Genomic DNA, 22,596 nt, shown 5'->3' with positions numbered 1-22,596 from the left:
GAAGGCACTTCAGTGGGCTGCATCGTGCTTCGCACGGTTGAACCGGGCCCAGCCTGCCGCGTCCACCGCGTCGAGGGCCCGGTCGTCCAGTCCGACGACCGGGGCCAGGGACAGGTGCTTCCGAAAGTTGCCGCGCGGCACCATGATCATGCCGAAGTCGATGAAGCCGTTGGCGAAGGAGAACCCGGAGCCACCGCGCTCGTACAGGCGGAGCAGGGGCTCGAAGGGGTCCGGCAGCGGGCGCAGCTGCACCCCAGGAGCGCTGGTCAGGGCTGCCCACTGGACGGCGGCCGCGCCGCTGTCCATGGCGTATGAGGAGCCGGAGGCGTCGTCGATGAAATCCTCGATGTCCGTGATCACTGCCGGGGCGGCCCGGACGGTGGGATCCACGACGGCCGCGAGGTCGAAGAACGGCCATCGCTCTGGGTCCCCGTAGACATCGAGTCAGAGAGCGGCCCGCCGGAAATACTCCTCCATCAGCGCGGCGCGTGAATAACTCCTTTCCATGGCCTCGGCGGGCGACCTCCAGTTGATGGCCTTGAGGCGATCAACCATCGACTGCACAGCATCGGAACTCACTTGAGGGTGAGACCTTTCACACGAGCGCTCGGGTGGTTCGGGGCGTTGGTGGCTCCGGCCGGGCCGGAGCCACCAACGATGGCACTTTGCTGCGGTCTGTCACCCGTGGTCGACGTTGGCCTGTTCGTACTCGCGGTCCAGGGCGTCCAAGGTGGCGGTGTCGAGGGCGGTTGCGGGTTCCGGGGAGAGGTGCTCACGCCAGGGCTTGATCTGTACTCGTCGGGTACCGAAGTTGAAAGCCCAGCTCTCGTCGGGGACGAGTTCCCCGCCCCGCTCGTACATGAGGATGAGGGGCTCGAACGGGTCCGGAAGGTCCGGAAGCTGCACCCCCGGCGTGTCCCGCAGCGTCGCCCACCGTACAGCCGCGCGGCAGGCGTTCTCAGTCGAGATGCCGCCGACGTTTGCCACCAGGAACTCCTCAAGCCGCTCGGCCACCTCGGGGTCCACCCGAACTTCCGGTGCGAGGGCCCCGGCGATGTCGAAGACAGGCCACTTCGGCGGACCGCCCAGTACCTCGGCCCAGAGCGACGCTCGGCGGAGGTACTCGACCATCAGCCGGGACATTGAGGCCACATGCGCGTTGTGGCCCTCCATGTTGGTCCACTTGATTCCGGCCAAGCGTTCCATCATCGCATCAGTGAGAATTCTGCTCATTCGCGTGCCACCACTCCAGGATTGATTGAGCCAGTAGATGGACATTTGAGAGGTCCTTCGCGATCGGCACGTCGGGCGGTTTGATCCCGAGCTCCCTCCAGTGATTCAACGTACCTTCAAGCGTAAGGGGGAAGCCACTTCCAGATTTCGGCGCCAAGTCGTGTGCACCGACATTGCCGGGGCGAGGCGTGTACTCATCCACCCACGCGCTCGGATCCTCGGAACGGTACGGTAGGCCGGCCTGCATGAGGATGCTCTCGACGTATTCGTGGGCAATGATGCCACGGACGATTCCGATGGTCGACTCCGAGACGTTCCAGTTCCTGGCGCGAAGCCAGTAGTCGGCCAATTCGTCGCGAGCGTTGAAGTACTCATTGTCCACTGACTTGCCGGGGCCGAACTGAACCTTGTGCCTGGTCTGGAAAAGATGCTCCTTGGCCTTGGCGACAATATTCTCGTCGATCTCCAGGTTCTCGGCGATCCGAGGAATGTCATCCTCCATCGCGCGAATTTTCTCGTATCTCGGCAATGCCTCCGGGTCACTTCGTGCGGCGTATTCCGCCTTGAGGTCCCCTGCCGGGATGTTCTCCGAGCTCGGCGGAACCCGGTCCGGGGTCAGGTTCGCGCCCGAGGTGCCGGGATGCACTCCGCTGGTCGGCTCGGTAGGTGCGGTCGGCTTGGTGGGTGCGGGCACTTCCACCGTGGGGCGCTTGCCGGTGCCACGTGGCCCGGCGGCTCCGCCGACGGCGCCGAGGACGAGGTCGAGGGGCATGACGGGGCCGGTCTTGAACGCGGTGTCGTAGCCGTAGGTGAGGCCGGCGCCGGTGATCATGCGGCCGGGGACGGTGTCGGCGGCGTTCGCGACCTTGGCGAGGCCGGCGAGGGCGACGGAGGCGTTCTCGGTGCCCTCGGCGGCGGTGGTCACGACGCGGGCGCCGGCGCCGAGCCCGCCGCCGGCGCCGCCCATGATGCCGCCGGTCTTGGCGGAGTCGACGGCCTCGGTGAGGCTGTAGCCGCCGTCGCCGAACAGTTCGACGCGGATGGGCTGGGCGACGGCGAGGTCGACGGTGATGGCCTCGACGGCGCCGAAGGCGGCGCCGACCAGCACGGTGGCGGCGATGGTGGCGATGGCCTCGGACACGGTGACACCGACGGCCGCGGCGGTGGCGACGATGCCCGCGGCGGTGGCGGCGGCGATGTCCGCCGAGATGCTGAAGGTGACGATGGCCAGGGCGGCGCCGACGACGAGGGTGCCGCCGACGATCGCGGCCTCCTCCTCCAGCTTCTTGATCGCTTTGTCGACCTCGTGGGCGAAGTCGCGCAGCGCCTTGGCGAGGGCGCGGCAGGCGTCGGCGGTCTCGGGCAGCCAGCCCTTGCCCTTGCCCGCGCTGTCCTTGCCGCCGTAGTACCGGGCCCAGAATTTGCCGAAGGCGTCGATCGCGGGGCCGTGGTTGTTGGCGACGATGGCGGCGGCGGCCTGGTTGGTGGGAGCGGTGACGTCGTCGATGGCGGTGGCCATCGCCTCCCACGCGTCGGCCACCGTGCGCAGCTTGTCCGGGTCGGCGTCCGGCCACCACATGCCGGTGACCTTCTGCACGGCCTTCGCGGCCGCGGACTCACCCATGCGTCACCGCCGACCGGCAGGGGTTGCCGGTCATCAGGTGAGGTCCTTCCGGGCCTTGTTGTCCGCGTCGGTGTGGTTGTCGGCGTGGGCGACCAGGCCGTCGTGGATGCTGGTGAGCCCCTGGACCAGGATGTCGAGCCCGGAGAGCACGTGGTCGTGCGGGCCGTTGTAGGCCGCCGCGAACTCGTTGCCCTGCTTGTCGCTGCCCCAGGGACTGCCCGCGTCGGCGAGGCTGTGCCTGAGCTTGTCGAGCGCCTCCTTGAGCGCCTTGCTCTGGTTCTCGAAGGTCGGCGCGGCGTCCTTCAGTTCCCCCGGCCGGATCTTGAACTCCGGTCCGCCGGCCTTCGCTGCGTCGTCTGCCATCGAGTCAACCCCCGTACTGCCCGTTCATCAGAAAGCGCGAAGGACAGGACGGCCAGACAGGGTGACGTGGTTTCAGCGCGGCGGCGTGATGCGGGTCATACCGAGGAGGGTCGCCGCCGGGAGGCGAGGCCGATCCACAGCACTGCGGCGGAGGAGGCGAGCAGGACGGCGGCGGCCCAGAAGAGGTCGGTGCGGAGGTCGATCTCTTCCGGGCGCTTGGGGCGGGCGGTGCCGTCGGGGGCGGTGCGGACGGTGACCTGGTCGCCGATCCGCAGGGTCTGGGAGCGCTGGTTGAGGGTGCCGCCGGGGACGGGGGTGCCGTCGTCGGTCACCAGGCGGTAGTCCCAGGAGGGGTCGCGGTTGCCGGGGGTACGCTCCACTTCGACGACCCGGGCGGACACCGTGGGACCGGCGCTCAGCACCACGTCGTCGCGCACGTTGCCCGTCGCTGCCGCCGCGACGAGCAGCGCGAGCGGGGCGATCAGGGCCGCGAGGCACCCGAGCGTGCGGCCGGCCAGGCGGCCGAGGCCGGCCGACAGGACGGCGGTGCCGAGCACCAGGGCGCCCAGACCGGCCGGCCAGCCGTACGCCCCGTAGGCGGCGGAGAGGCCGACGATCGACAGTGGCGCGGCGAGCGCGAGGGCGATGACCAGCGGGATCGAGCCGCGGCGGGGCGGAGCCGTGGTCATCCGAAGGCCTTCCGGATGTTGTCCCACTGCTCGGGCGGCAGCTGGTCGAGGCTCTCGTCCCGGGGCGGGTGGAAGGCGATGCCGCGGAAGGCGGTGGCCAGCAGGGGGAGCCACTCGTCCCAGTGGTCGATGTCCTCGGTGGTGAAGACGGCGGCGACCACGTGGGGGCTCCACGGGTGCGGGATCAGCAGCTCCAGCTGGCGCACGGTGCTGACGGTGGAATCCGGCACGCCCCACACCGCGCCGGGGACCGGGACGGTCAACTCCCGAGCGGCGAGGGCGGCGCGGCCGATCGGCAGCTCCACCACGCCGACGTCGGCGTCCGGCCAGGCCGCAGCCAACTCCTCGGCGGCGCGGTCGGGGTAGCTGTCGCGCGGGCCGAGCTCCTGGGGGCGGACGAAGACGGCGAGCATGCCGTGGATCGGCTCGCCGTCCTCGGCGCGGACCAGGCAGCTGGACAGGTGGACGGCGCCCTCGCGCAGTTGGGCCTGGAGGGCGGTCTCCGCGGCGATCACCGCGCTGAGCTTCTGCTCGGGGAGGGTGTCCGGGAAGAGCGCGTCCAGGCTCTCGGCGGCGCGAGCCATCCGGTCGCCGAGGTCCTCGTCCAGGTCGACGGTGGTGAAGCCCGCGGGCAGGGTCAGCCACAGTGCGGGGAAGGCGGTCTCAATGGGCATAGCCGGTCGCCCATCCCGTCACGCCGATCAGGTTGCCGAGGGCGGACACCGTGCCGACGACGGCGTTGGCCTTGCCGCCGCCGAACGCGACGCCGGCCGAACCGACGACGTTGTTGGCTCCGGTGGTGTTGTTGACCGCACTGTTGAGGTCGTCGCTCGGGTTGTCCTGGGTGAGGGCGTACGCGGTCGGGGCGTTGAGCCCGGCGGTGGTGGCGCCCTGGACGCCGTCGGAGACGTCCATCGCGGTGGCCTTGGAGAGCCCGAGCTTGATCGCGGGCTTCTCGATCGCGGTGGTGAAGACCGGGTTGGCCGGGTCGACCGCGCGGGCGGCGGCGCGGACCTCGGTCGTTCCGGTGGCGAGGGCCCCGCGTACGCCGGAGCCGGCGGCGCTCGCCTCCCGGACGGCGGTGGCGCCCTTGGCGGCGACGCCCACCCCGGGGATCGCGCCCAGCACATCGCCGCCCAGGGTCAGCCAGTTGCCGATGTTCTTCTGCGGTGGCCACAGCTTTCCCTCGGCGGCGAACTTGGTTCCGTGCGCAAGTGCTGCCGCGCCGCTGAGCAGGATGGCCGGCAGGGCGAAGGCCGGGAAGAAGATCGCCGCGACGCCGCAGACGCCCGCGGCGACCGTGAGCAGGTCGGCGCCGTGGTTCTTCAGCCAGTTGCCGACCTTGCTCAGCCAGCCCGGCTCCGGTGGGGCCTTGCTGTCGGCGGCCTTGCGGATGGCGGTGGCGGTCTTGTGGGCGTCGGACTTGTGGCCCTCGGCGAGTTCGTGGGCCTGGCTCTGCAGGCCGCTGAGGGTGGTGGTGGCGCTGGTGAGGAGTTCGGCGGCGGCGTCGAGGTGGCTCTTGGCGGCGTTGTAGCGCTGTTCGGCGGCGGCGAGGGAGGCGTCGTCGGGGAAGCTCCGGCCGGCCAGTGCGAGGTCGGGGGCGGCGGCCGCGGTGCGGTGGGCCTGTTCGGCCTGGTCCTTGGACTGCTTGGCGGTGAGCGCGGCGCGGGCCAACTCGGCTGCCTTGGGCTGGTGTTCGGTGAGCGCTTTGTACCAGACGTCGAGGGCCTGGTAGGCGGCGGTGACGGACTCGGCGGCGTCCTGGAGGTAGCCGGGGAGCTTGCCGAACTGGGCGGCGAAGGCCTTGGCGGCCTCGCCCGTCCACTGGCCCTGGTTGCCGGAGATCTGGGTCAGCGTGGTGTGGACGCCGGTGAGGTGCTGGGAGACCCGGCGCAGGCTGCTGCTGAGGCCGGCCACGGCGGCCGGGTCGCCCGGGGTGGGGTTGAAGCCGAGGCCGGACCAGTCGGGCTTGGGATCGGTCATGACCGCCCCTGCGCGGGGGTGAGGGCCTTGGTGACGTTCTGCTCGGTGCCCGCGTAAGACTGCTGCACCTTCTCCAGGCCCTCGTCGAGGACCTTGACGCACTCGCGGACCTTCTTCAGGCCGTACTCCCACTTCTCCTGGAAGTGCTTGCCGGCGTCCTCCAGGAAGTCGAAGCCGAGCCCGTCCCGGCTGGCTTCCTTGAGCGCCTTCATCCCCTGGTCGAGTTCGTCGCCGCAGCCCTTGAGGTCCTTGGCCAGCTTGGCGAGGAACTCGGGACTTACCGTGAAATCGGCCACTTTCTCCCCCGATGCGTCGGTTGTCGGACCGGCCGAGCATAACGCCGTTCGGTACGTGCGCGATTCGTGCCGTAGGGGCGCGGACGCTAACGGGGGAGGAAGCGGGCGTGGCGGGGTCAGCGGCGCCAGAAGCCGCGCTTCTTCGGGGCGATGAGCTGCACCACCGCGGCGACGAAGAGGTCGGCGACGGGGGAGGGGCCCGGGCCGTGGTTGAGGTGGCTCTCGGTGGTCCACTCGCCGAGGACGGTGCCGGGGCTGCCGTCGAACGGGTTGACCGCGTACTCCAGGGTCAGGTAGCGGACGGCGTTGGCGCCCTTGGGCAGGACGGAGGCGCAGAAGTACGCCTCGGTGGAGCCGACCGGGGTGGGCAGGGTGACCAACAGCAGGCGGTGGCCCTCGACTTCGACGTGTCGGCAGTCGAGACCGTGGCTGGGCAGCCGGTCCTCGGGCGGGAGGGTTTCGCCGAGGCTGTTCCAGAGCTTGGTGAAGGCGGGCAGCAGACTGCCGCCGTTCGGCGCCGGGCTGGTCACCTGGGGGCCGAACTGCAGCAGATGGCGCGAGAGTTCGCGGTGAACGAAGCGGTAGTGGTGTGGCCGGGGGTTCGTCATGGGGACACGGTAGCGAACGGGCCGGGCCGGGACGTCGGCGCATCCGACGGCCCGACCCGGCCCGGGGTCAACAGAACTGACTGTCCGTCAGTGACTGCCCTTGAGATTGAGGACGACCACCCCGACGATCACCAGGGCGAGCCCCAGCCACTGCAGCCGGCCCAGTGACTCGCCGAAGGCGACCACGCCTATCCCGGCGACGGCCGCCGTCCCGGCCCCCGACCAGACCGCGTACGCGACCGAGACCGGTATGTGCTTGAGCGCACGGCCGAGCAGGTAGAAGGACAGCGCGTAGCCGATGCCCACCCCCAGGCTGGGCCAGAGGCGGGTGAACCCCTCGGTGAGTTTGAGGCAGCTGGTGGCGCAGACCTCGCTCAGGATGGCGAGGGCGAGCAGAACGTAGGGCATGTCGCTGTCAAACGGCCGGGGCGGCGCAGAGCTTCCCCAGCAGCGCGAGGTCGGCCCGTTCCAGGCTGTCCAGCAGGGTGATCCGGTCGCCGTCGGGCATCGGGACGGCGGTGGACGGCACGGCGAGCACCGCGCAGCCGGCCGCGGCGGCGGAGGCGACCCCGGTCGGGGTGTCCTCGACGGCGACGCAGGCGGCCGGGTCCAGGCCGAGCCGTTCGGCGGCGGCCAGGTACGGGTCCGGCGCGGGCTTGGTTCGGGCGGTGTCCTCGGCGGCCAGGGTGACGGCGAACCAGTCGTGGCCGATGGAGGAGAGGACGAGGTCCACCACCAGGCGCGGGGAGGCGGAGACCAGCGCGGTGGGCACCCGGGCCTCGCGCAGGGCGGCCAGCAGGGCGAGCGCGCCGGGGCGGGGCACCGTCTCGGCGGCGACCTTGGCGGCGAAGGACTCGCCCAGCCGGGCGGCGAGTTCGGCCTCGGGGCGGGTGGTGCCGCTGACCCGGTGCAGGTGGGCGGCGGTGTGCTCGACGGCCTGGCCGAGCACCTCCGGGGCGTCCTGGTCGGTGAGCGGGTGGTCCAGTTCCTCGGCGAGTTCGGCGGCGGCCTGCCACCACAGTTGCTCGGTGTCGACCAGGGTGCCGTCCATGTCGAAGAGGACGGCGGAGGGGAGCGCGGCGGAGGGGAGCGCGGCGGAGGGGAGTACGGCGGATTCGGGCCGGACGGATTCAGGCCGGACGGATTCAGGCAGGGAGGATTCAGGCATGGCGGTACCTTCGGGTGTTCTTCGGTCGATGCGGGGAAGAGGTTCTCAGGCGGCGCGGCGGTCCACCAACACCGGGCGCTCCGGCAGCGTGAGCTCGGCGCGGGAGCCGGCCGGCAGGGCGGCGGCGGCCTCGGTGGGCAGGTCGGCCTTGACCTCGGTGCCGTCGTCCAGGCGGACGGTGAGCCGGGTGACAGCGCCCAGGAAGGACGCGGTGACCACCAGCGCGGGGCCGGTCCCGGACGGGCTGAGCAGGACGTTCTCCGGGCGGACCAGCACCTGCAGCTCGCCGTCGGCCGGGACCTCGCCGTCGACCGCGTGCCGGCGGCCGAGCACCTCGACGCCGTCCGAGGTGCGGGTGCACGGGATGCGGCTCATGGTGCCGACGAACTCGGCGACGAACGCGGTGGCGGGCCGGCCGTACAGCTCGGACGGGGTGGCGCACTGCTCCAGCTTCCCGGCCCGCAGCACGGCGACCCGGTCGGCCATCGACAGCGCCTCCTCCTGGTCGTGGGTGACGAACAGGGTGGTGATGCCCAGCTCCTGCTGCAGCCGGCGGATCTCCTCGCGCAGCTGGAGGCGGACCTTGGCGTCCAGCGCGGACAGCGGCTCGTCCAGCAGCAGCACGCGCGGCTGCAGTGCGAGCGCGCGGGCGAGCGCGATGCGCTGCTGCTGGCCGCCGGACATCTGGTGCGGGTAGTGCTCGGCGCGGTGCGGCAGGCCGACCAGCTCCAGCAGCTCCTGGGCGCGCTTGCGGCGCTCGGCCTTGCCGGTGCCGCGCATCCGCAGCCCGAAGGCGACGTTGTCCAGCGCGGTCAGGTGCGGGAAGAGGCTGTACGACTGGAACACCATGCCCGCGTCGCGCTTGTGGGCGGGGATCGCGGTGATGTCCTGGCCGTCGACCAGGACCTCGCCGGAGTCGTGCTGCTCGAAGCCGGCCAGGATGCGCAGCGCGGTGGTCTTGCCGCAGCCGGACGGGCCGAGCAGGGCGAGCAGTTCACCGGGCTGGACGGTCAGGTCCAGGCCGTCGAGGGCGGTGGTGGCGCCGAACGCGCGGCGCAGCGAGCGGAACTCGACGGTGGCGCTGCCGGGGGCGAGCGAGACACCGTTCGCGAGGGCGGTGGCCGTGGTCATGGCTGGTGACTCCTGGAGAGCAAAGGGGGGTTGGTCAGGACCGGGCGGCCTTGCGGCCGCGGCCGACGGCGGACATCAGCAGCAGGACGAGCCAGACGATCAGCAGGCTGAGCATCGAGACCGCGACGGACATCTGGCCGTCGCTCTTGCCGTTGGAGTTGATCCACACCGAGAAGGGGGTGAAGCCGAGGATGGAGGCGGTGGTGAACTCGCCGAGCACCAGCGCGACGGTGAGCACGGCGGCGTTCAGCAGCGAGCTGCGCAGGTTCGGCAGGACGACGGTGAACACCGCGCGCAGCCAGCCGGCCCCGCAGTTGCGGGCGGCCTCGACCAGGGTGACCACGTCCACGCCGCGCAGACCGGCGTCGATCGACCGGTAGGCGAACGGCAGCGCCATCAGCACGTACGCGATGACCAGGACGATCGGGAAGTTCGGGTCCTGGATGGCCACGATGGTCTGGAAGAACGGGGTGTCCTGGAGGTAGTCCGGGCCCCAGCGCAGCACGCCGATGATGCCGGTGGTGAGCGCGACGACCGGGACGACCAGCGGCATCGAGCACATGACCTCGATCACCGGGCGCAGCTTCGGCGCGCCGAGTCGGGCGGCGAGCACCGCCGGGACGAGCAGGAGCAGCAGCACCACCACGGTGACGGCGGCCAGTTCGAGGCTCAGCACCAGGCTGTCGGTGAAGCCGGGGGCGTTCAGCAGCTCGGTGTAGGCGCGGAAGGTGGTGCCGCCCTTGTTGTCGTCGATGCTGAACCACAGCGAGGCGGCCATCGGCACCGCGAAGTAGATCCCGCAGATCAGCAGGACCAGGCCGCGGCCGAAACGGATGCGATTGATCAGGCGAGCCACTTGGCACTCCGGCGCTGAAGGGGCAGGTACAGGGCCATCACCAGGCAGGCGACCACGATCATGTCGAGGCCGAGGGCGAGGGCGAGGTTGCCCTGGCCGACCAGGACGTTGCCGGACAGCGCGTCGCCGATCTGCATCGAGATCAGCGGTACCGAACTGCCCACCATGGCCTCGGCGGTGGCGTACGCGGCGAACGAGGCGCCGAACAGCAGCACGAAGCCGCCGAGCAGCGAGGGCAGCAGGACGGGCAGGGCCACGTGCCGCCAGTACTGCGGCGAGGTGGCGCCGTTGTTGGACGCGGCCTCGCGCCACTGGGTCTTCAGGCCCTCCAGGGCCGGGGTGATGGTGATGACCATCAGCGGCACCAGGAAGTAGAGGTAGACCACCGACAGGCCGGAGAAGGTGTAGAGGTTCCAGCCGTGCTTGGTCAGGCCGAGCTTCTTGGTGACCTCGCCGGAGTTGCCGAGGGTGGCGACGAACATGAAGGCCAGCGGGACGCCGCCGAAGTTGGCGAGCACGCCGGAGGCGGACATCACGGCCTCGCGGAAGGCCCGGAACCGGGAGGTCGCCACGGCCTGGGCCAGCGGCAGACCGACCACGGTGGCGATCAGCGCGGTCAGCAGGGAGAGCTTCACGCTGCCCCACAGGGCCGTCCAGTACGCGCCCTGGAGGGAGCCGGTGAGGTTGTCGGTGGTGAAGGTGCCGCCGCCGTCGGGGGCGTCCGAGGAGGTGGTGAAGGCGCCGATGGCGATCGCGACGGCGGGCAGGCCGAAGCCGATCACGAAGAACAGCACCAGGGGGAGGGCGGCGAGCCAGGCGCGGCTGCCGCGGGCCCGGCGTCCGGCCGGGCGGGGGGCCTTGGTCTTCACAGCCGTGATGGCCGGGGTGGTGGGGGAGGAGGCGGGGCCGGGGGCGCCCCCGCCGCTCTGGGCGGCGGAGGCGGTGGCCGGCACCGGGGTGGGAGCCGTGGTCATCTCAGGTCAGCCCGCGATCGCCTTGGCCCAGTTCTCGGTCACGACCTTCTTGGCCGCGTCCGTCTGGTCCTGGGTCGGGAAGGTGGTGAAGGGCTTCTCGACGGTCGGCAGCTTGGCGGCGGCGGTCGCGTCCAGGGTGCCGGCGGTCTTCATGGCGTCGAACAGGGCGGGGGTGGCGTAGCCGCCGAGGAAGCCGTTCTGGCCCTGGGCGCTGTAGAGGTACTCCTCCCACAGGCGCGCGGCGGCCGGGTGCGGGGCGTCCTTGTTGATCGCCTGGTTGTAGTACTGGGCGTAGGAGCCGTCCGAGGGGATGGCCACCTGCCAGTCGATGCCCTTGTCCTTGAACTTGTCGCTGTAGCCGGCGTTCAGGTACGACCAGTCGATGCTGATCGGGGTCTCGCCCTTCTCGATGGTCGCCGGGGTGACCTCGACCGGGTTGAAGTTGCCGGCCTGCTTGACCTTGCCGAAGAAGTCGATGCCGGGCTGGATGTTGTCCAGCGAGCCGCCGTTGGCGAGCGCGGCCGCGTAGACGGCGCCGAAGGCGGCACCGGCCTTGGTCGGGTTGCCGTTCAGGGCGACCATGCCCTTGTAGTCGGGCTTGAGCAGGTCGGCGAAGGTCTTCGGGCAGACGGACACCTTCTTGGCGTCGCAGCCGATCGACATGTAGCCGCCGTAGTCGTTGTAGCTCAGGCCGTTGGCGTCCTTCATGGTGGCCGGGATCTTGTCGAAGTCGGTCACCTTGTAGGGGGCGAGCAGGCCCTGCTTGCCGGCGCTGATCGCGAAGGCCGAGCCGAGGTCGACGACGTCGGGGGCGCGGTCCTGGCCCTTGCGGGAGGTGACCGCGTTGATCTCGTCCTGGCTGGAGCCGTCCGGGTTCTCGTCCTCGATGTCGATGCCGTACTTCGCCTTGAAGTCGTCCATCAGCTTGCCGTAGTTCGCCCAGTCGCGCGGCAGCGTGATGACGTGCAGCTTGCCCTCCTTCTTGGCGGCGGCGACCAGCGCGTCCATGCCGCCGAAGTCGGCGACCGAGGTGGCGGTCTTGGCGCTCTTGCCGCCCGAGAGGTCGTTGCTGCCGGCCTTCGCGGAGGAGGAGCCGGCGGAACCGCAGGCGGTGAGGGACAGCGCGGCGGCGGTCAGAACGGCCGCGAAGGCGGCGGAGCGGGCGCGGTGCAGGGACACGGGTCAGTCTCCTGAGACGGGGGAACTGCAAGCGGGTGTCTTGAACGGGGGAGCAGGCGAGTGGCGGTTCGGAGGCTTCCGGTAACCGTTCGGAACCGTCCGAGTTGACTAGCCAACTTCGCTGTCGGGGGTAAGTAACCCGAAGTTCGGTGACGGGAAGGTGAACGGACGGCCCAGAACCGGGGTCGGCTGCGGGAACGGTGGAATCCGGCCATCGGAGCGTGATCCGTTCGGTGCGATGCTCGAACCGCGCAGCGGGATAAGGTCGGGCTGTCCGCGCCGGTACGGCTGCGCAGGACACCGCCCCAGGAGGGACATTGACTGACGTGGCAGTAGAGCCCGGGCGCCCCGTCGAGCGTGCGACCGGCGAGCGCGCGACCGGCGCCCTGTACCGCAAGGTCGCCGCCGATCTGCGCGAGGCCATCACCACCGGCGCGTACGGCGAGGCGGGCCGGCTGCCCGCCGAGGGCGCGCTCGCCGAGCAGTACGGGGTCTCCCGCGGCACCGTCCGCCAGGCGCTCGCCGTGCTGCGCTCGGACGGGCTGGTCACCTCCCGCCGCGGCACCCGGCGGGTGGTGCTCGGCGGCGCCCGGGTGCAGAGCTTCTCCGAACTGCTCAGCTTCACCCACTGGGCGTACTCGATGGGCGAGGAGCCCGGCGGCATCCTGGACTCCCTGGTGCGCCGCCCGGCCGACGCCGCCGAGCGCGAGCAACTGCGCCTGGAGCCGGGCGCCGAGGTGTACGTGACGGTCCGACTGCGGACCCTGTCCGGCACGCCGGTGATGGTCGAGCGCACCATCTACCCGCCGCGGGTCGGCGAGATCGTCGCCGAACTGCCGCCGGACGTGGTCTCCCACACCGAGGTGCTGCGCGAGCACGGCATCCTGTTCACCGACGCCGACCACACCATCGACATCGTCGCGGCCAACGCCGAGGACGCCCGGCTGCTCGGCTGCCGCCGGGGCGGCCCGCTGCTGCGCGAGCGGCGGCGCACGACCGATCCGACCGGCACGCCGGTGGAGTGGTCCCAGGACCGCTACCTGCCCGGGACGGTGGCCTTCAGCGTGCACAACTCACTTGCCACGTCGGCGCTTTCGCGGCACGCCCGGGAGCTGGACTGAGCTCCCGGGCGCTGTTCGGGTACTAGCGCATGAGCGAGGCGAGCAGCGGGCGGTAGTGCTCGAAGTCCGGCGTCTTCGCGCCGGGCTCCTTCGCCCGCTCGTCCCAGCGACGGACGGCCACCGCGTCGACGGCGCCCGGGAGTTCGGCGAAGGCGGCGGCCTCGCGGGCGTCCATCGGGCCGCCCTGGACGGTGAGGGTGTACTCGGAGGCGGCGGAGAGCTCGGCGTGGTAGTCGGGCTCGACGGCGCACAAGTAGCGCTTGGCGGCCACGTGCAGCCGGACCGGCTCGGTGACCTCGGGGCCGAACCAGCGGGCCAGCCAGTCGGCGCCGCTGTCGCTGTGGTGGTTGTCCTGGCCCTGCATCAAGTCTCGTCCGTGCAAGGCGCCTTGGAAGTGTCCGATGTCATGCAGCAGTGCGGCGGCGATGAGGTGATCGGGGGCTTGTGCGGCCTCGGCAGCGGCGGCGGCCTGCAGCATGTGCTCGGCCATGGTGACCGCCTCGCCCAGGTACTCCCCGGCGCCCTCGCCCGCGAACAGCTCGGCCAGCTCGTCCAGGGCGGCGGTGCGGCGGTGCAGCACGGCGAGGGTGCTGTGGAGGGCGTCCAGGTCGGCGTAGCAACCCTGGAGGTGGCGCCGGCCGTCCTGCTCGAAGGCGGTACGGGCGTGCAGCAGGCGGGTGTTGTCGAAGATGAGGCAGTCGCCGGGATTCAGGCGGAAGGTGAGCTGCAGTTCGGGACGCAGGGTGATCGCGGCGAAGCGGCGGTAGGCGGCGTAGAAGGCCTCGCGGTCGGTCCCCCGCAGGGTGCCGATCGAGCGGTTGTTGAAACGGATCTCGCGTATCCGGTCGAGCGGGTCCACGTCGATCAGCGGGCGGTCGGCGCGTAGTTCGGTGCGGCGGTCGCGGAAGACGAAGGGGACGGGGGTGCGGGTGAGGGTCGCGAAGTCCTCGGGGGACTCGTCGCGGAGGATCGCGGCGGCTTTGAAGCCGTCCACCAGGCCGGAGTCGCCGCCGGTCGCCGAGTTCTCCAGGCAGTGCAGCAGCTGGAGGGTGGGGACCGGGTCCCGGTACGGGTTGTCGGTGTGCGGGGCGATGGCCCTGTCCGTGAACGCCAGGTTGTTCGGGTCGGGCTCGACCCGGACGTCGAACAGCTCACCGTAGTTGGTGACCCGGACGTAGCCGAAGCTCTCGGCCACCCGCAGCACCTGCCGCTCCACCGTCGGCACCCCGCGCAGCACGGCGAAGCCGCTGCGCCGTACGGCGGCGAGGACGGCGGCCTGCTCGGCGGGGTCGGTGAGGTACGCCGCCCAGTCGGCCTCGGGGATGCCGCGCGCGAAGTCGGCGGCCGCCCAGAGCCGCTTGCCCTGCTCGGTGCGGCCGTCGCCCTCGTCCGTGTCGTGCAGCCAGTCGAGCGGGTAGCGGGAGCGGTGCCCGTCGGACCAGAGGACCTCAAGGTTGCCGTCGAGCTCCTTGCTGGCGGCGATGGTGAGGTCCGGCGGCAGGTCGTCGATCTGGAACAGCTTCTGCCCGTTGCGCGGGTCCCGGCACTCGGCGCACGGGCAGTTGTCGCGCAGCCAGTAGGGCGGCGGTTGCTCGGTCATGGGTCTCCTCCTGGGATGAGTTGTATAGCCAACTTCACCTCTCGCTCGGAGCCTGCCGCTCCCCGGTGAGTTCCGCGTGCCGGTCGGATGAACGTCCGGGGAACGGTCCGTCGAGATCGCCGTCAAATCCCTTGCGCCGACGGCTTCGACCTGCTCGGATATGCCGGTGCCAGATCAAGATCAACACCAGGACGTCGACGTCCTGGTGGACATGACCCCCGTCGCCCCCATCCCGACCCTGCCCCCACCGCCGGGCTCGCGCCAGCGGCTCTGGCTGACCCTGGCAGCCGTCGGGTTCGCCGCCGTCATCGCCCTCGCGCTTGCCTTCGCCCACGACACGGCCGACCTCCGCGCGTACCGCTACAGCCCGCCGGAGGAGTTCCTGGGACTGCCGCGCCTCCCCGCAGGACAGCTCGCCAAGGCGTCGACGGTCGCCAGAGACGCGAAGGTCGCCGGCTACCAGACCTCGGACAGGTCGCGCACCGTCTTCCTCACCGTCCGCGAGCTGCCCATCGTCTCGCCCTCGGCCGTGATCGACACGGTGATCACCGAGGCGAGCACCGGCTTCCACGTCGAGAGCGTGCGCACCGTCGACCCGGGTGAACGCGGCGGCGTCATGAAGTGCGGCCACGCCAGCGGCATGAAGATGGCGGGGAGGCCCCAGGACATGGCCTTCTGCGTCTGGGTCGACGGCAGCATGTGGGCCGTCTACATGGAGCACGGCGAAGACATCACGCTCGACACGGACGACCTGGCCAACGACGCCCGCAAGTTCCGCCACCTCGCCGAGGTGCGGGCCTGACCTCCCTGGCGGGTCATCCGAGATCCAGCACCATGACATCGTGCCCGGTGCCTCGCTCAGATCGTGCCCCATCGGGCGGCCCCCGTCCTGCCAGGCAGGACGGGGGCCGCGCTGTGAGTGCCGTGTCCTCGGCTACCGGGGGCTGCCGGGCGTGGAACGGAGGTAGGCCTCGGCGGCGGCGCGGGTGTAGAAGCGTCTGATCCTGCCCGAGGTGCCGCGCACGCGGAGGTACCGGTGCCGGCTCGGGTCCCACAGCCCCCAGCTCTCCAGGAGGAGGAAATGGGGGCTCCGGGAGTCGATCAGGCGGACCTCGTACCGCTTGCGGGAGAGCACGGTGGTCATCAGGCGGTCTCCGGGGCCGGGAGGGGCTGCTCGTTGGCGCTCACCCATCGCTCGGCCTGGTCGTACGAGTAGAAGCGGAGCGGTTCGGGGCGGGGCGGAAGCGCCTTCACCAGGTGGCCGGTCGTGTGGTCCTGGATGACCCAGACCGGGTAGCCGGCCCCGCTGGGGGCGTCGACGGGAACGATCCCGTACCGGTCGCTCATCGGCGGGCCACCTGGAGGAAACCGCCGACCTTCTCGACCTGAGCGGCGAACTCGTCGAACTCGCCGTCGATGGGGGAGATGGCGGTTCTGGAGGGGGCGAGGATCGCTCCGGCGGTCTTGTCCTTGATGGTCTGCAAGGCGGCCAGGAGCAGGGGGCGCTGCTCCGGGGGCTTCTCGGTTTCGTCGTCCAGGACGGTGAGGGTGACGTCCCAGTTGTGGGCGAGCGCGTACTCCTCGCAGCTGCGCATCTCCAACTCGGGGAAGGCGGGGCTGGGTTTGGCCAGGTAGATCACCACCTGGAAGCGCTCGGTGGGGATCTGGGGCGAAGGGGCCGGTGGGGTGTGGTGCAGCTTCAAGGCCCGCTCCTCTCAGTAGTGAGATGACTACCCGGGGTCCCAACTGTGGTCTAGGATCTGGAGTACTTCAACCTTTCCCTCAGGAAGGAAGGGCCTCCAACGATCATGAACCGCAAGGAACTTGATCCGGATGCCTCACCCGCCGCCAAGTTCGGTGCGGAAGTTCGCGCGTTGCGAGAGGCGAGAGGCTGGACGCAGGAGCACCTGGCGGAGCTCACTGGCTACTCGGCCGTTCATGTGTCCGCCGTTGAAACTGGTCGCAAACCTCCAACCCAACGTTTTTCAAGAAGACTTGACGTTGCGTTCGAGACGCCCGAGCGTTTCGAACGAGAGTGGCGCAAGTCGGGACAGAGGGTCCTGTTCGAGGGATTCGGTGAGTACCTGCGCAATGAGGCGGACGCCGTGGCTCTGCGATTGTTCGAGATCAACATCATCCCAAGCCTCTTCCAGACCCCTGCCTACGCGAGGGCGTTCCAGGAAGCGCGAGTCCGCCGAGGGTGGGCAACTCAACAGCAGGCTGAAGAACGACTCTCGCTGTTGCTGCATCGACAACAACGTCTGAGCCAGCATCCGGCGCCCCGAGTCCATGCGGTCATAGACGAGGGTTGCCTGCGCCGAGCCATCGGTGGCCGGGAGGTCATGCTGGAGCAGCTCGTACATCTGGAGGAGTTGTCCGTTCAGCCCCAAATGGTTGTTCAGATCAGCCCGTTCTCGCTTGGCGAGGACAGGCCGTTCGGGCTTCCAATTACCTTGCTGACCCTGCCGAATAGGACCATCGTGGGATACGGCGAGACACAGCGCCGGGGCTTCCTTGAGCGGGAACCGGACACCTTGGCCGAGTGGGCTGGTGAGTACGATCAACTGCAAGTCGAGGCGTTGTCCCGCTCGGAGAGCCGAGAGTTCATCCGGCAAGTTCGGAGAGGTTTTGAGGATGGATGACCTGACAGGCGCCGCATGGCGCACCAGTAGCTACAGCGTCCAGGAAGGGCAGTGCGTGGAGGTCGCGGACAGCTTCCTCGACCGGGTGCCCGTGCGGGACAGCAAGGATCCCCACGGCCCTGCCCTCGTCTTCCCTGCTGACGCATGGTCGGCGTTCGTCTCCGCCATCCGAAACGGGGAGTTCGGCACCGTCTGAGCGAACGGGTGACGGGCCCGCCCTGACCGCTCTCGGGGCGGGCCCGTGCGGCGTTAGCCCCTGCGACCGTTCGGGTGAGGGCGCAGGTCGGAGGGTGTTTCGGGGCGAAGGGAGCAGTCGGGGCTGCGGCACTGTCGGGGTGGATTCTCCCCGATTCGAGAGGTGACCGCCCCCATGGCTCACAGTACGAACACGAGTCCGCCTGCCGCTGGGCACACCGGGCTCAAGCGCGAGGTCGGCCTCGCCGGGCTGCTCTGGGCCTCGGTCGGCGCGATCATCGGGTCCGGCTGGCTGTTCGGGGCGCAGAAGGCGGCGGTGGCGGCGGGGCCCGCCGCCCTGCTCTCCTGGGGCATCGGTGCGGTGGCGATCATCCTGCTGGCGCTGATCCACGCGGAGCTGGGTGGGCTGTTCCCGGTCGCGGGCGGTACGGCACGCTACCCCCACTACGCCTTCGGTGGCTTCGCCGGGATGTCGTTCGGCTGGTTCACCTGGCTCCAGGCGGCGACCATCGCGCCGATCGAGGTGCAGGCGATGATCAACTACGCCCAGCACTGGTCCTGGGCGGACGGCCTCCTGAACAAGGACCTGACGCTGACCGCGACGGGATTCGTGGTCGCGGCCGTGTTGATGGGTGTGTTCGTCGCGATCAACTTCCTCGGCGTCCGGCTGCTCGCCCACACCAACAGCGCCGCCACCGTCTGGAAGGTCGCGATCCCGATCCTGACGATCTTCGCGCTCGGGATCACCGAGTTCCACGGCTCCAACTTCACCGTCCACGGCTTCGCGCCGGACGGCTCCAAGGGCGTGCTGGCGGCGATCAGCAGCAGCGGCGTGATCTTCGCCCTGCTCGGGTTCGAGCAGGCCATCCAGTGGGCGGGGGAGAGCCGCAACCCCCGCAAGGACATCCCCCGGGCGGTGCTCGGCTCGGTGGTGATCGGCACGATCATCTACCTGATGCTCCAGGTGGTGTTCATCGGCGCGCTGCCGGCGGGGGCCATCGCGGGGGGCTGGAGCAAGCTCACCTACCCCGGCATCAGCGGCCCGTTCGCCGGTCTGGCGACGCTGATCGGCCTGGGCTGGCTGGCGACGGTCCTGTTCATCGACGCGGTGATCTCGCCCGCCGGCACCGGGCTCGTCTACATCACCTCCAGCTCGCGGGTCACCTACGGCCTCAGCCGCAACGGCTACGCGCCGCAGGCCCTGCAGTTCACCGACCGCAACTCGGTGCCCTGGCTCGGCCTGCTCATCGCCTGGGTCGCCGGCGTGGTCTGCTTCCTGCCGTTCCCGAGCTGGCAGAAGCTGGTCGGCTTCATCACCTCGGCCGTCGTGCTGATGTACGCGGGCGCGCCGCTGGCCTTCGGGGTGCTGCGCAAGCGGCTGCCGGGGATGGAGCGCTCGTACCACCTGCCCTGCGGCACGATCATCTCGCCGATCGCCTTCGTGGTGGCGAGCCTGGTCATCTACTGGGCCGGCTGGGACACCCTGTGGCGCCTCGGGCTGGCGATCGTGATCGGGTACCTGCTGCTCGGCGGGTACTCGATGTACGCCGCCTCGAAGGGGGTCCCGAACGCGCCGCGGATGGACTTCAAGGCGGGGCAGTGGCTGCCGGTCTACCTGGTCGGGATGGGGGTCATCTCCTGGCAGGGGACCTTCGGCGTGGGTGCCCAGGGGAACCTGCCGCTGTGGTGGGACATCGGGGTCGTGGTGGTGTTCTCGCTGCTCATCTACTACTGGGCGCTGTCCGTCGCGCTCCCGGCGGAGGAGATCGAGCGGAACATCCGCGGCGTCGAGGTGGTGGACGCGGGCGGGCACTGAGCCTTCCCGCGCACACGGCGGCCCCGGTCTTCTGACCGGGGCCGCTCGGTGTCTCAGACCGTCGTGGCCCAGGCCGTCTCGGCGGCCGCCAGGGCCGGCGCGGCGTCGGCCTTGGTGGCCGTCGCCAGGGCGGTCAGGCAGGCGCGGACGGTCTCCAGCGAGGCCGCCCGGCCGTAGTGGTTGACCCGCAGCATCTCCGCCGCCAGCGCCCCGCCACCGGGCTGGACGGGCAGCGCCGGGTCGAGGTTGGCGGCGAGTTCGGCGGCGTGCAGACCGGCCGGGGTGCGCAGGGTGGTGGCGACCGGGGCCGCGTGGGCGTCTTGGTGGACGTACGGGGTGAGCGTGCCGAGAGCGCGCACGCCGGCCCGGGTGGCGGCGGTGGCGGCGCGGTGGCGGGCGATCACGGCGGGCAGGCCGTCGGCGGCGATCCGGTCCAGGCAGGCGCCGAGCGCGAGCATCTCCAACTGGGCCGGGGCGTGCGGGAGTACGGTGCGCCCGGCGTCGGTCCAGCGCTCCTTCCAGTCGAGCAGGGAGAGGTAGGAGCGGCGCGGGGCGGCCGGGTTGGCGGCGATCCGCTCCCAGGCGCGCTCGGAGACGGAGACGGCGGAGACCCCGGCCGGGCCGCCCATCGCCTTCTGGCCGCCGATCACGCACAGGTCGATGCCCCACTCGTCGGTGAGCAGCGGCTCGGCGGCGACCGAGGCGACCGCGTCGAGCATCAGCAGGGCGCCGTGCTCGCGGACCACGGCGGCGATCTCGGCGACCGGGTTGGTGTTGCCGGTGGCGGCCTCGGCGTGCACCAGGGAGACGAAGTCGATCTCCGGGTGGCTTTCGAGCGCCTCGGCCACCTGCTGGGCGCTCACCGCGCTGTCGAAGGGCACGGCGAGGTCGACGACCGTGGCCCCGCAGGAGCGCAGCCAGTTGCCGAAGGTCTGCCCGTACGGGCCGGTGACGATGTTGAGCGCGGTGGAGCCGGGGTGGGCGGCGCCGCGGATCGCGGCCTCCAGCGGGAGCAGGGCCTCACCCTGGGTGACGATCACATCGGCTTCGGTGTGCAGCAGCGCGGCCACCTGGTCCTCGATCGCCGCGAACCCGGCGGCGCTGAGCGGGGGGAGGTCGAGGAAGGGACTCACGGCGTCACGGCCTTTCGCTGCGCGGATGGTGGGTGCGGCAACGAGTCTGCCGCATTCTCACTGCTCACACGGAACCCGCCCGTCGGTAGAGTGCGGCCATGAGTGATGGCGCGGTGCTGCACGTCCGAGGTCGGGTGCTGGTCGGTCCGGAGGAGGTCCGGGACGAACTCTGGGTGGTGGACGGCCGGGTGAGCTTCACCCGCCCGCCGACCGCCGGGGACGTCCGGACGGTGACCGGCTGGGTGCTGCCCGGTCTGGTGGACGCGCACTGCCACGTCGGACTGGACGCGCACGGCGCCGTGGACGCCGAGACCAGCGAGAAGCAGGCGCTCACCGACCGTGACGCCGGCACCCTGCTGATCCGCGACGCCGGTTCGGCCGCCGACACCCGCTGGATCGACGAGCGCGAGGACCTGCCCCGGATCATCCGCGCCGGGCGGCACATCGCCCGCACCCGCCGCTACATCCGCAACTACGCCCACGAGATCGAGCCCGGCGACCTCGCCGCGTACGTGCGGGCCGAGGCCCGGCGCGGCGACGGCTGGGTGAAGCTGGTCGGCGACTGGATCGACCGGGAGAGCGGCGACCTCGCCGCCTGCTGGCCGGGCGACGCGCTGGCCGAGGCGATCGCGGCGGCGCACGAGGAGGGCGCGCGGGTCACCGCGCACTGCTTCGCGGCCGAGTCGCTGCCGGACCTGCTGGCGGCCGGGATCGACTGCGTCGAGCACGCCACCGGGCTGACCGAGGAGCTGATCCCGGCCTTCGCCGAGCGCGGGGTGGCCATCGTCCCGACGCTGGTCAACATCGCCACCTTCCCGGAGCTGGCGGCCGGCGGTGAGGCCAAGTTCCCGGCCTGGTCGGCGCACATGCGGCGGCTGCACGAGCGCCGCTACGACACCGTCGGCGCCGCCCACGACGCGGGCATCCCGGTGTTCGTCGGCACGGACGCGGGCGGCTCGCTGGCGCACGGGCTGGTCGCGGACGAGGTGGCGGAGCTGGTGAAGGCGGGGCTGAGCCCGGCGGAGGCGCTGTCGGCGGCGAGTTGGGGCGCGCGGGCGTGGCTCGGGCGGCCGGGGCTGGAGGAGGGCGCGCCGGCCGACTTCGTGGTGTACGGGGAGGACCCTCGGGCGGACGTCCGGGTGCTCGCGGATCCGCTGCTGGTGGTGCTGCGGGGGCGGCCGGTGGAATGACCGTTCGCGGTGATCGTTCGCGCGATCGGTTACGTGGTCGTCTATCTGATCGTTTGCGTGATCTTCTGCGGTGACGCCCTGTCGGTATCGGCCGATAGGGTGACGCCCATGGCACCGCGTCCACTGAATGAGATCGTCGAGCCCGGTTGGGCCACCGCCCTGGAGCCCGTGGCCGGGCGGGTCGCCGCGATGGGTGACTTCCTGCGCGCCGAGATCGCCGCCGGCCGTACCTACCTGCCCTCCGGGCCGAACGTGCTGCGGGCCTTCCAGCAGCCCCTCGCCGACGTGCGGGTGCTGATCGTCGGGCAGGACCCGTACCCGACCCCCGGGCACGCCGTCGGGCTCAGCTTCTCGGTGGGGCCGGAGGTGCGGCCGATCCCGGCAAGCCTGATCAACATCTTCCAGGAGTACGGCACCGACCTCGGCCTGCCGCAGCCGTCCAACGGCGATCTCACCCCGTGGACGAACCAGGGCGTGCTGCTGCTCAACCGGGCGCTGACCACCGCTCCGCGCAAGCCCGCCGCGCACCGGGGGAAGGGCTGGGAGGAGGTCACCGAGCAGGCGATCCGGGCGCTGGTGGCGCGTGGCGGCCCGCTGGTGGCGATCCTGTGGGGCCGCGACGCCCGCAACCTGCGGCCGTTGCTCGGGGACGTCCCGGCGATCGAGTCGGCGCACCCGAGCCCGTACTCCGCCAGTAGCGGCTTCTTCGGCTCGCGGCCGTTCAGCCGGGCGAACGAGCTGCTGGTGCGGCAGGGGGCGCAGCCGGTGGACTGGCGGCTGCCTTAACGCGGCCGG

The 22,596-nt window shown here is 70.9% G+C and carries 27 protein-coding genes; 7 read left to right on the top strand and 20 right to left on the bottom strand.

What is annotated here, in order from left to right:
• Positions 1–9 precede the first annotated feature (9 nt).
• The 15 genes from ACIG5E_RS23285 to ACIG5E_RS23215 form a co-directional block, all read right to left on the bottom strand.
• Complete coding sequence (locus ACIG5E_RS23285; RefSeq protein WP_396536181.1) at positions 10–390, bottom strand: hypothetical protein; 381 nt, start codon at positions 388–390, stop codon at positions 10–12.
• A gap of 288 nt (positions 391–678) precedes the next feature.
• Positions 679–1,233 (bottom strand): hypothetical protein, encoded by a 555-nt coding sequence (locus tag ACIG5E_RS23280; RefSeq protein WP_396536179.1) that lies wholly within the window; start codon positions 1,231–1,233, stop codon positions 679–681.
• Entirely contained in the window at positions 1,214–2,857 is a 1,644-nt protein-coding gene (locus ACIG5E_RS23275) for a hypothetical protein (RefSeq protein WP_396536177.1), read from the bottom strand. The genes ACIG5E_RS23280 and ACIG5E_RS23275 overlap by 20 nt, the downstream gene beginning before the upstream one ends.
• 33 nt (positions 2,858–2,890) lie before the next feature.
• Positions 2,891–3,220, bottom strand: a complete 330-nt coding sequence (locus ACIG5E_RS23270; protein ID WP_396536175.1) for a WXG100 family type VII secretion target — start codon at positions 3,218–3,220, stop codon at positions 2,891–2,893.
• A 95-nt stretch (positions 3,221–3,315) separates the two neighbouring features.
• Positions 3,316–3,909, bottom strand: coding sequence for a hypothetical protein (locus tag ACIG5E_RS23265; protein WP_396536173.1), 594 nt, complete (start codon positions 3,907–3,909; stop codon positions 3,316–3,318).
• Positions 3,906–4,583 (bottom strand): hypothetical protein, encoded by a 678-nt coding sequence (locus ACIG5E_RS23260; protein ID WP_396536171.1) that lies wholly within the window; start codon positions 4,581–4,583, stop codon positions 3,906–3,908. Before ACIG5E_RS23260 ends, ACIG5E_RS23265 begins: the two co-directional genes overlap by 4 nt.
• Positions 4,573–5,892 (bottom strand): WXG100 family type VII secretion target, encoded by a 1,320-nt coding sequence (locus ACIG5E_RS23255; RefSeq protein WP_396536169.1) that lies wholly within the window; start codon positions 5,890–5,892, stop codon positions 4,573–4,575. Before ACIG5E_RS23255 ends, ACIG5E_RS23260 begins: the two co-directional genes overlap by 11 nt.
• Positions 5,889–6,188, bottom strand: a complete 300-nt coding sequence (locus ACIG5E_RS23250) for a hypothetical protein (RefSeq protein ID WP_396536167.1) — start codon at positions 6,186–6,188, stop codon at positions 5,889–5,891. Before ACIG5E_RS23250 ends, ACIG5E_RS23255 begins: the two co-directional genes overlap by 4 nt.
• A gap of 116 nt (positions 6,189–6,304) precedes the next feature.
• On the bottom strand, positions 6,305–6,796 hold the full coding sequence (locus tag ACIG5E_RS23245; RefSeq protein WP_396536165.1) for a hypothetical protein: 492 nt from the start codon (positions 6,794–6,796) through the stop codon (positions 6,305–6,307).
• Positions 6,797–6,883: 87 nt separating this feature from the next.
• Positions 6,884–7,204, bottom strand: coding sequence for a multidrug efflux SMR transporter (locus ACIG5E_RS23240; RefSeq protein WP_189916352.1), 321 nt, complete (start codon positions 7,202–7,204; stop codon positions 6,884–6,886).
• A gap of 7 nt (positions 7,205–7,211) precedes the next feature.
• Positions 7,212–7,964: an HAD family hydrolase gene (locus ACIG5E_RS23235; RefSeq protein WP_396536162.1), complete on the bottom strand. Its 753-nt coding sequence runs from the start codon at positions 7,962–7,964 to the stop codon at positions 7,212–7,214.
• A gap of 45 nt (positions 7,965–8,009) precedes the next feature.
• A complete protein-coding gene (locus tag ACIG5E_RS23230) occupies positions 8,010–9,095 on the bottom strand; it encodes an ABC transporter ATP-binding protein (RefSeq protein ID WP_396536160.1) in 1,086 nt (361 codons plus the stop codon).
• 34 nt (positions 9,096–9,129) lie between these two features.
• Complete coding sequence (locus tag ACIG5E_RS23225) at positions 9,130–9,939, bottom strand: ABC transporter permease (RefSeq protein ID WP_396536320.1); 810 nt, start codon at positions 9,937–9,939, stop codon at positions 9,130–9,132.
• Positions 9,939–10,829, bottom strand: coding sequence for an ABC transporter permease (locus tag ACIG5E_RS23220; RefSeq protein WP_396536318.1), 891 nt, complete (start codon positions 10,827–10,829; stop codon positions 9,939–9,941). Before ACIG5E_RS23220 ends, ACIG5E_RS23225 begins: the two co-directional genes overlap by 1 nt.
• A 102-nt stretch (positions 10,830–10,931) precedes the next feature.
• On the bottom strand, positions 10,932–12,104 hold the full coding sequence (locus ACIG5E_RS23215; RefSeq protein WP_396536158.1) for an ABC transporter substrate-binding protein: 1,173 nt from the start codon (positions 12,102–12,104) through the stop codon (positions 10,932–10,934).
• Positions 12,105–12,430: 326 nt separating this feature from the next.
• On the opposite strand from ACIG5E_RS23215, the gene ACIG5E_RS23210 reads away from it, so the two are divergent.
• The gene (locus ACIG5E_RS23210; protein WP_380412988.1) at positions 12,431–13,225 is read left to right on the top strand and encodes a GntR family transcriptional regulator; all 795 of its coding nucleotides are present in this window, start codon (positions 12,431–12,433) and stop codon (positions 13,223–13,225) included.
• Positions 13,226–13,247: 22 nt separating this feature from the next.
• On the opposite strand, the gene ACIG5E_RS23205 is transcribed toward ACIG5E_RS23210, so the two are convergent.
• Positions 13,248–14,825, bottom strand: coding sequence for a phosphonate degradation HD-domain oxygenase (locus ACIG5E_RS23205; RefSeq protein WP_396536155.1), 1,578 nt, complete (start codon positions 14,823–14,825; stop codon positions 13,248–13,250).
• Between the two features lie 166 nt (positions 14,826–14,991).
• On the opposite strand from ACIG5E_RS23205, the gene ACIG5E_RS23200 reads away from it, so the two are divergent.
• The gene (locus tag ACIG5E_RS23200) at positions 14,992–15,627 is read left to right on the top strand and encodes a hypothetical protein (protein WP_396536153.1); all 636 of its coding nucleotides are present in this window, start codon (positions 14,992–14,994) and stop codon (positions 15,625–15,627) included.
• 132 nt (positions 15,628–15,759) lie between these two features.
• Here the strand turns inward: ACIG5E_RS23200 and ACIG5E_RS23195 are convergent, their stop codons facing one another.
• From ACIG5E_RS23195 to ACIG5E_RS23185, 3 genes are read right to left on the bottom strand one after another with little or no spacing between them, the layout of a single operon-like run.
• Entirely contained in the window at positions 15,760–15,969 is a 210-nt protein-coding gene (locus tag ACIG5E_RS23195; RefSeq protein ID WP_396536151.1) for a hypothetical protein, read from the bottom strand.
• Complete coding sequence (locus ACIG5E_RS23190) at positions 15,969–16,172, bottom strand: hypothetical protein (protein WP_396536149.1); 204 nt, start codon at positions 16,170–16,172, stop codon at positions 15,969–15,971. The genes ACIG5E_RS23195 and ACIG5E_RS23190 overlap by 1 nt, the downstream gene beginning before the upstream one ends.
• Positions 16,169–16,528 carry a hypothetical protein gene (locus tag ACIG5E_RS23185; RefSeq protein ID WP_396536147.1) on the bottom strand — a complete coding sequence of 120 codons (360 nt, stop codon included), beginning with the start codon at positions 16,526–16,528 and terminating at the stop codon, positions 16,169–16,171. The genes ACIG5E_RS23190 and ACIG5E_RS23185 overlap by 4 nt, the downstream gene beginning before the upstream one ends.
• Positions 16,529–16,633: 105 nt before the next feature.
• On the opposite strand from ACIG5E_RS23185, the gene ACIG5E_RS23180 reads away from it, so the two are divergent.
• From ACIG5E_RS23180 to ACIG5E_RS23170, 3 genes are all read left to right on the top strand, one after another.
• Positions 16,634–17,467 (top strand): Scr1 family TA system antitoxin-like transcriptional regulator, encoded by an 834-nt coding sequence (locus ACIG5E_RS23180; RefSeq protein ID WP_396536145.1) that lies wholly within the window; start codon positions 16,634–16,636, stop codon positions 17,465–17,467.
• Positions 17,460–17,663, top strand: coding sequence for a DUF397 domain-containing protein (locus tag ACIG5E_RS23175; RefSeq protein WP_396536143.1), 204 nt, complete (start codon positions 17,460–17,462; stop codon positions 17,661–17,663). Before ACIG5E_RS23180 ends, ACIG5E_RS23175 begins: the two co-directional genes overlap by 8 nt.
• 174 nt (positions 17,664–17,837) lie before the next feature.
• A complete protein-coding gene (locus ACIG5E_RS23170; protein WP_396536141.1) occupies positions 17,838–19,478 on the top strand; it encodes an APC family permease in 1,641 nt (546 codons plus the stop codon).
• A 53-nt stretch (positions 19,479–19,531) separates the two neighbouring features.
• On the opposite strand, the gene ACIG5E_RS23165 is transcribed toward ACIG5E_RS23170, so the two are convergent.
• Positions 19,532–20,611 (bottom strand): pyridoxal-phosphate-dependent aminotransferase family protein, encoded by a 1,080-nt coding sequence (locus ACIG5E_RS23165; protein WP_396536139.1) that lies wholly within the window; start codon positions 20,609–20,611, stop codon positions 19,532–19,534.
• Positions 20,612–20,709: 98 nt separating this feature from the next.
• Here ACIG5E_RS23165 and ACIG5E_RS23160 point away from each other — a divergent pair, with 98 nt between their 5' ends.
• Entirely contained in the window at positions 20,710–21,801 is a 1,092-nt protein-coding gene (locus tag ACIG5E_RS23160) for an amidohydrolase family protein (RefSeq protein WP_396536137.1), read from the top strand.
• Positions 21,802–21,909: 108 nt separating this feature from the next.
• Complete coding sequence (locus ACIG5E_RS23155) at positions 21,910–22,587, top strand: uracil-DNA glycosylase (protein WP_396536135.1); 678 nt, start codon at positions 21,910–21,912, stop codon at positions 22,585–22,587.
• Positions 22,588–22,596 lie beyond the last annotated feature (9 nt).

The organism is Kitasatospora sp. NPDC053057 (genome assembly GCF_044546945.1).
GTDB lineage: Bacteria > Actinomycetota > Actinomycetes > Streptomycetales > Streptomycetaceae > Kitasatospora.
The sequence above is the reverse complement of the archived record's forward strand: the minus strand, read 5'-3'. Positions and strand labels throughout refer to the sequence as shown.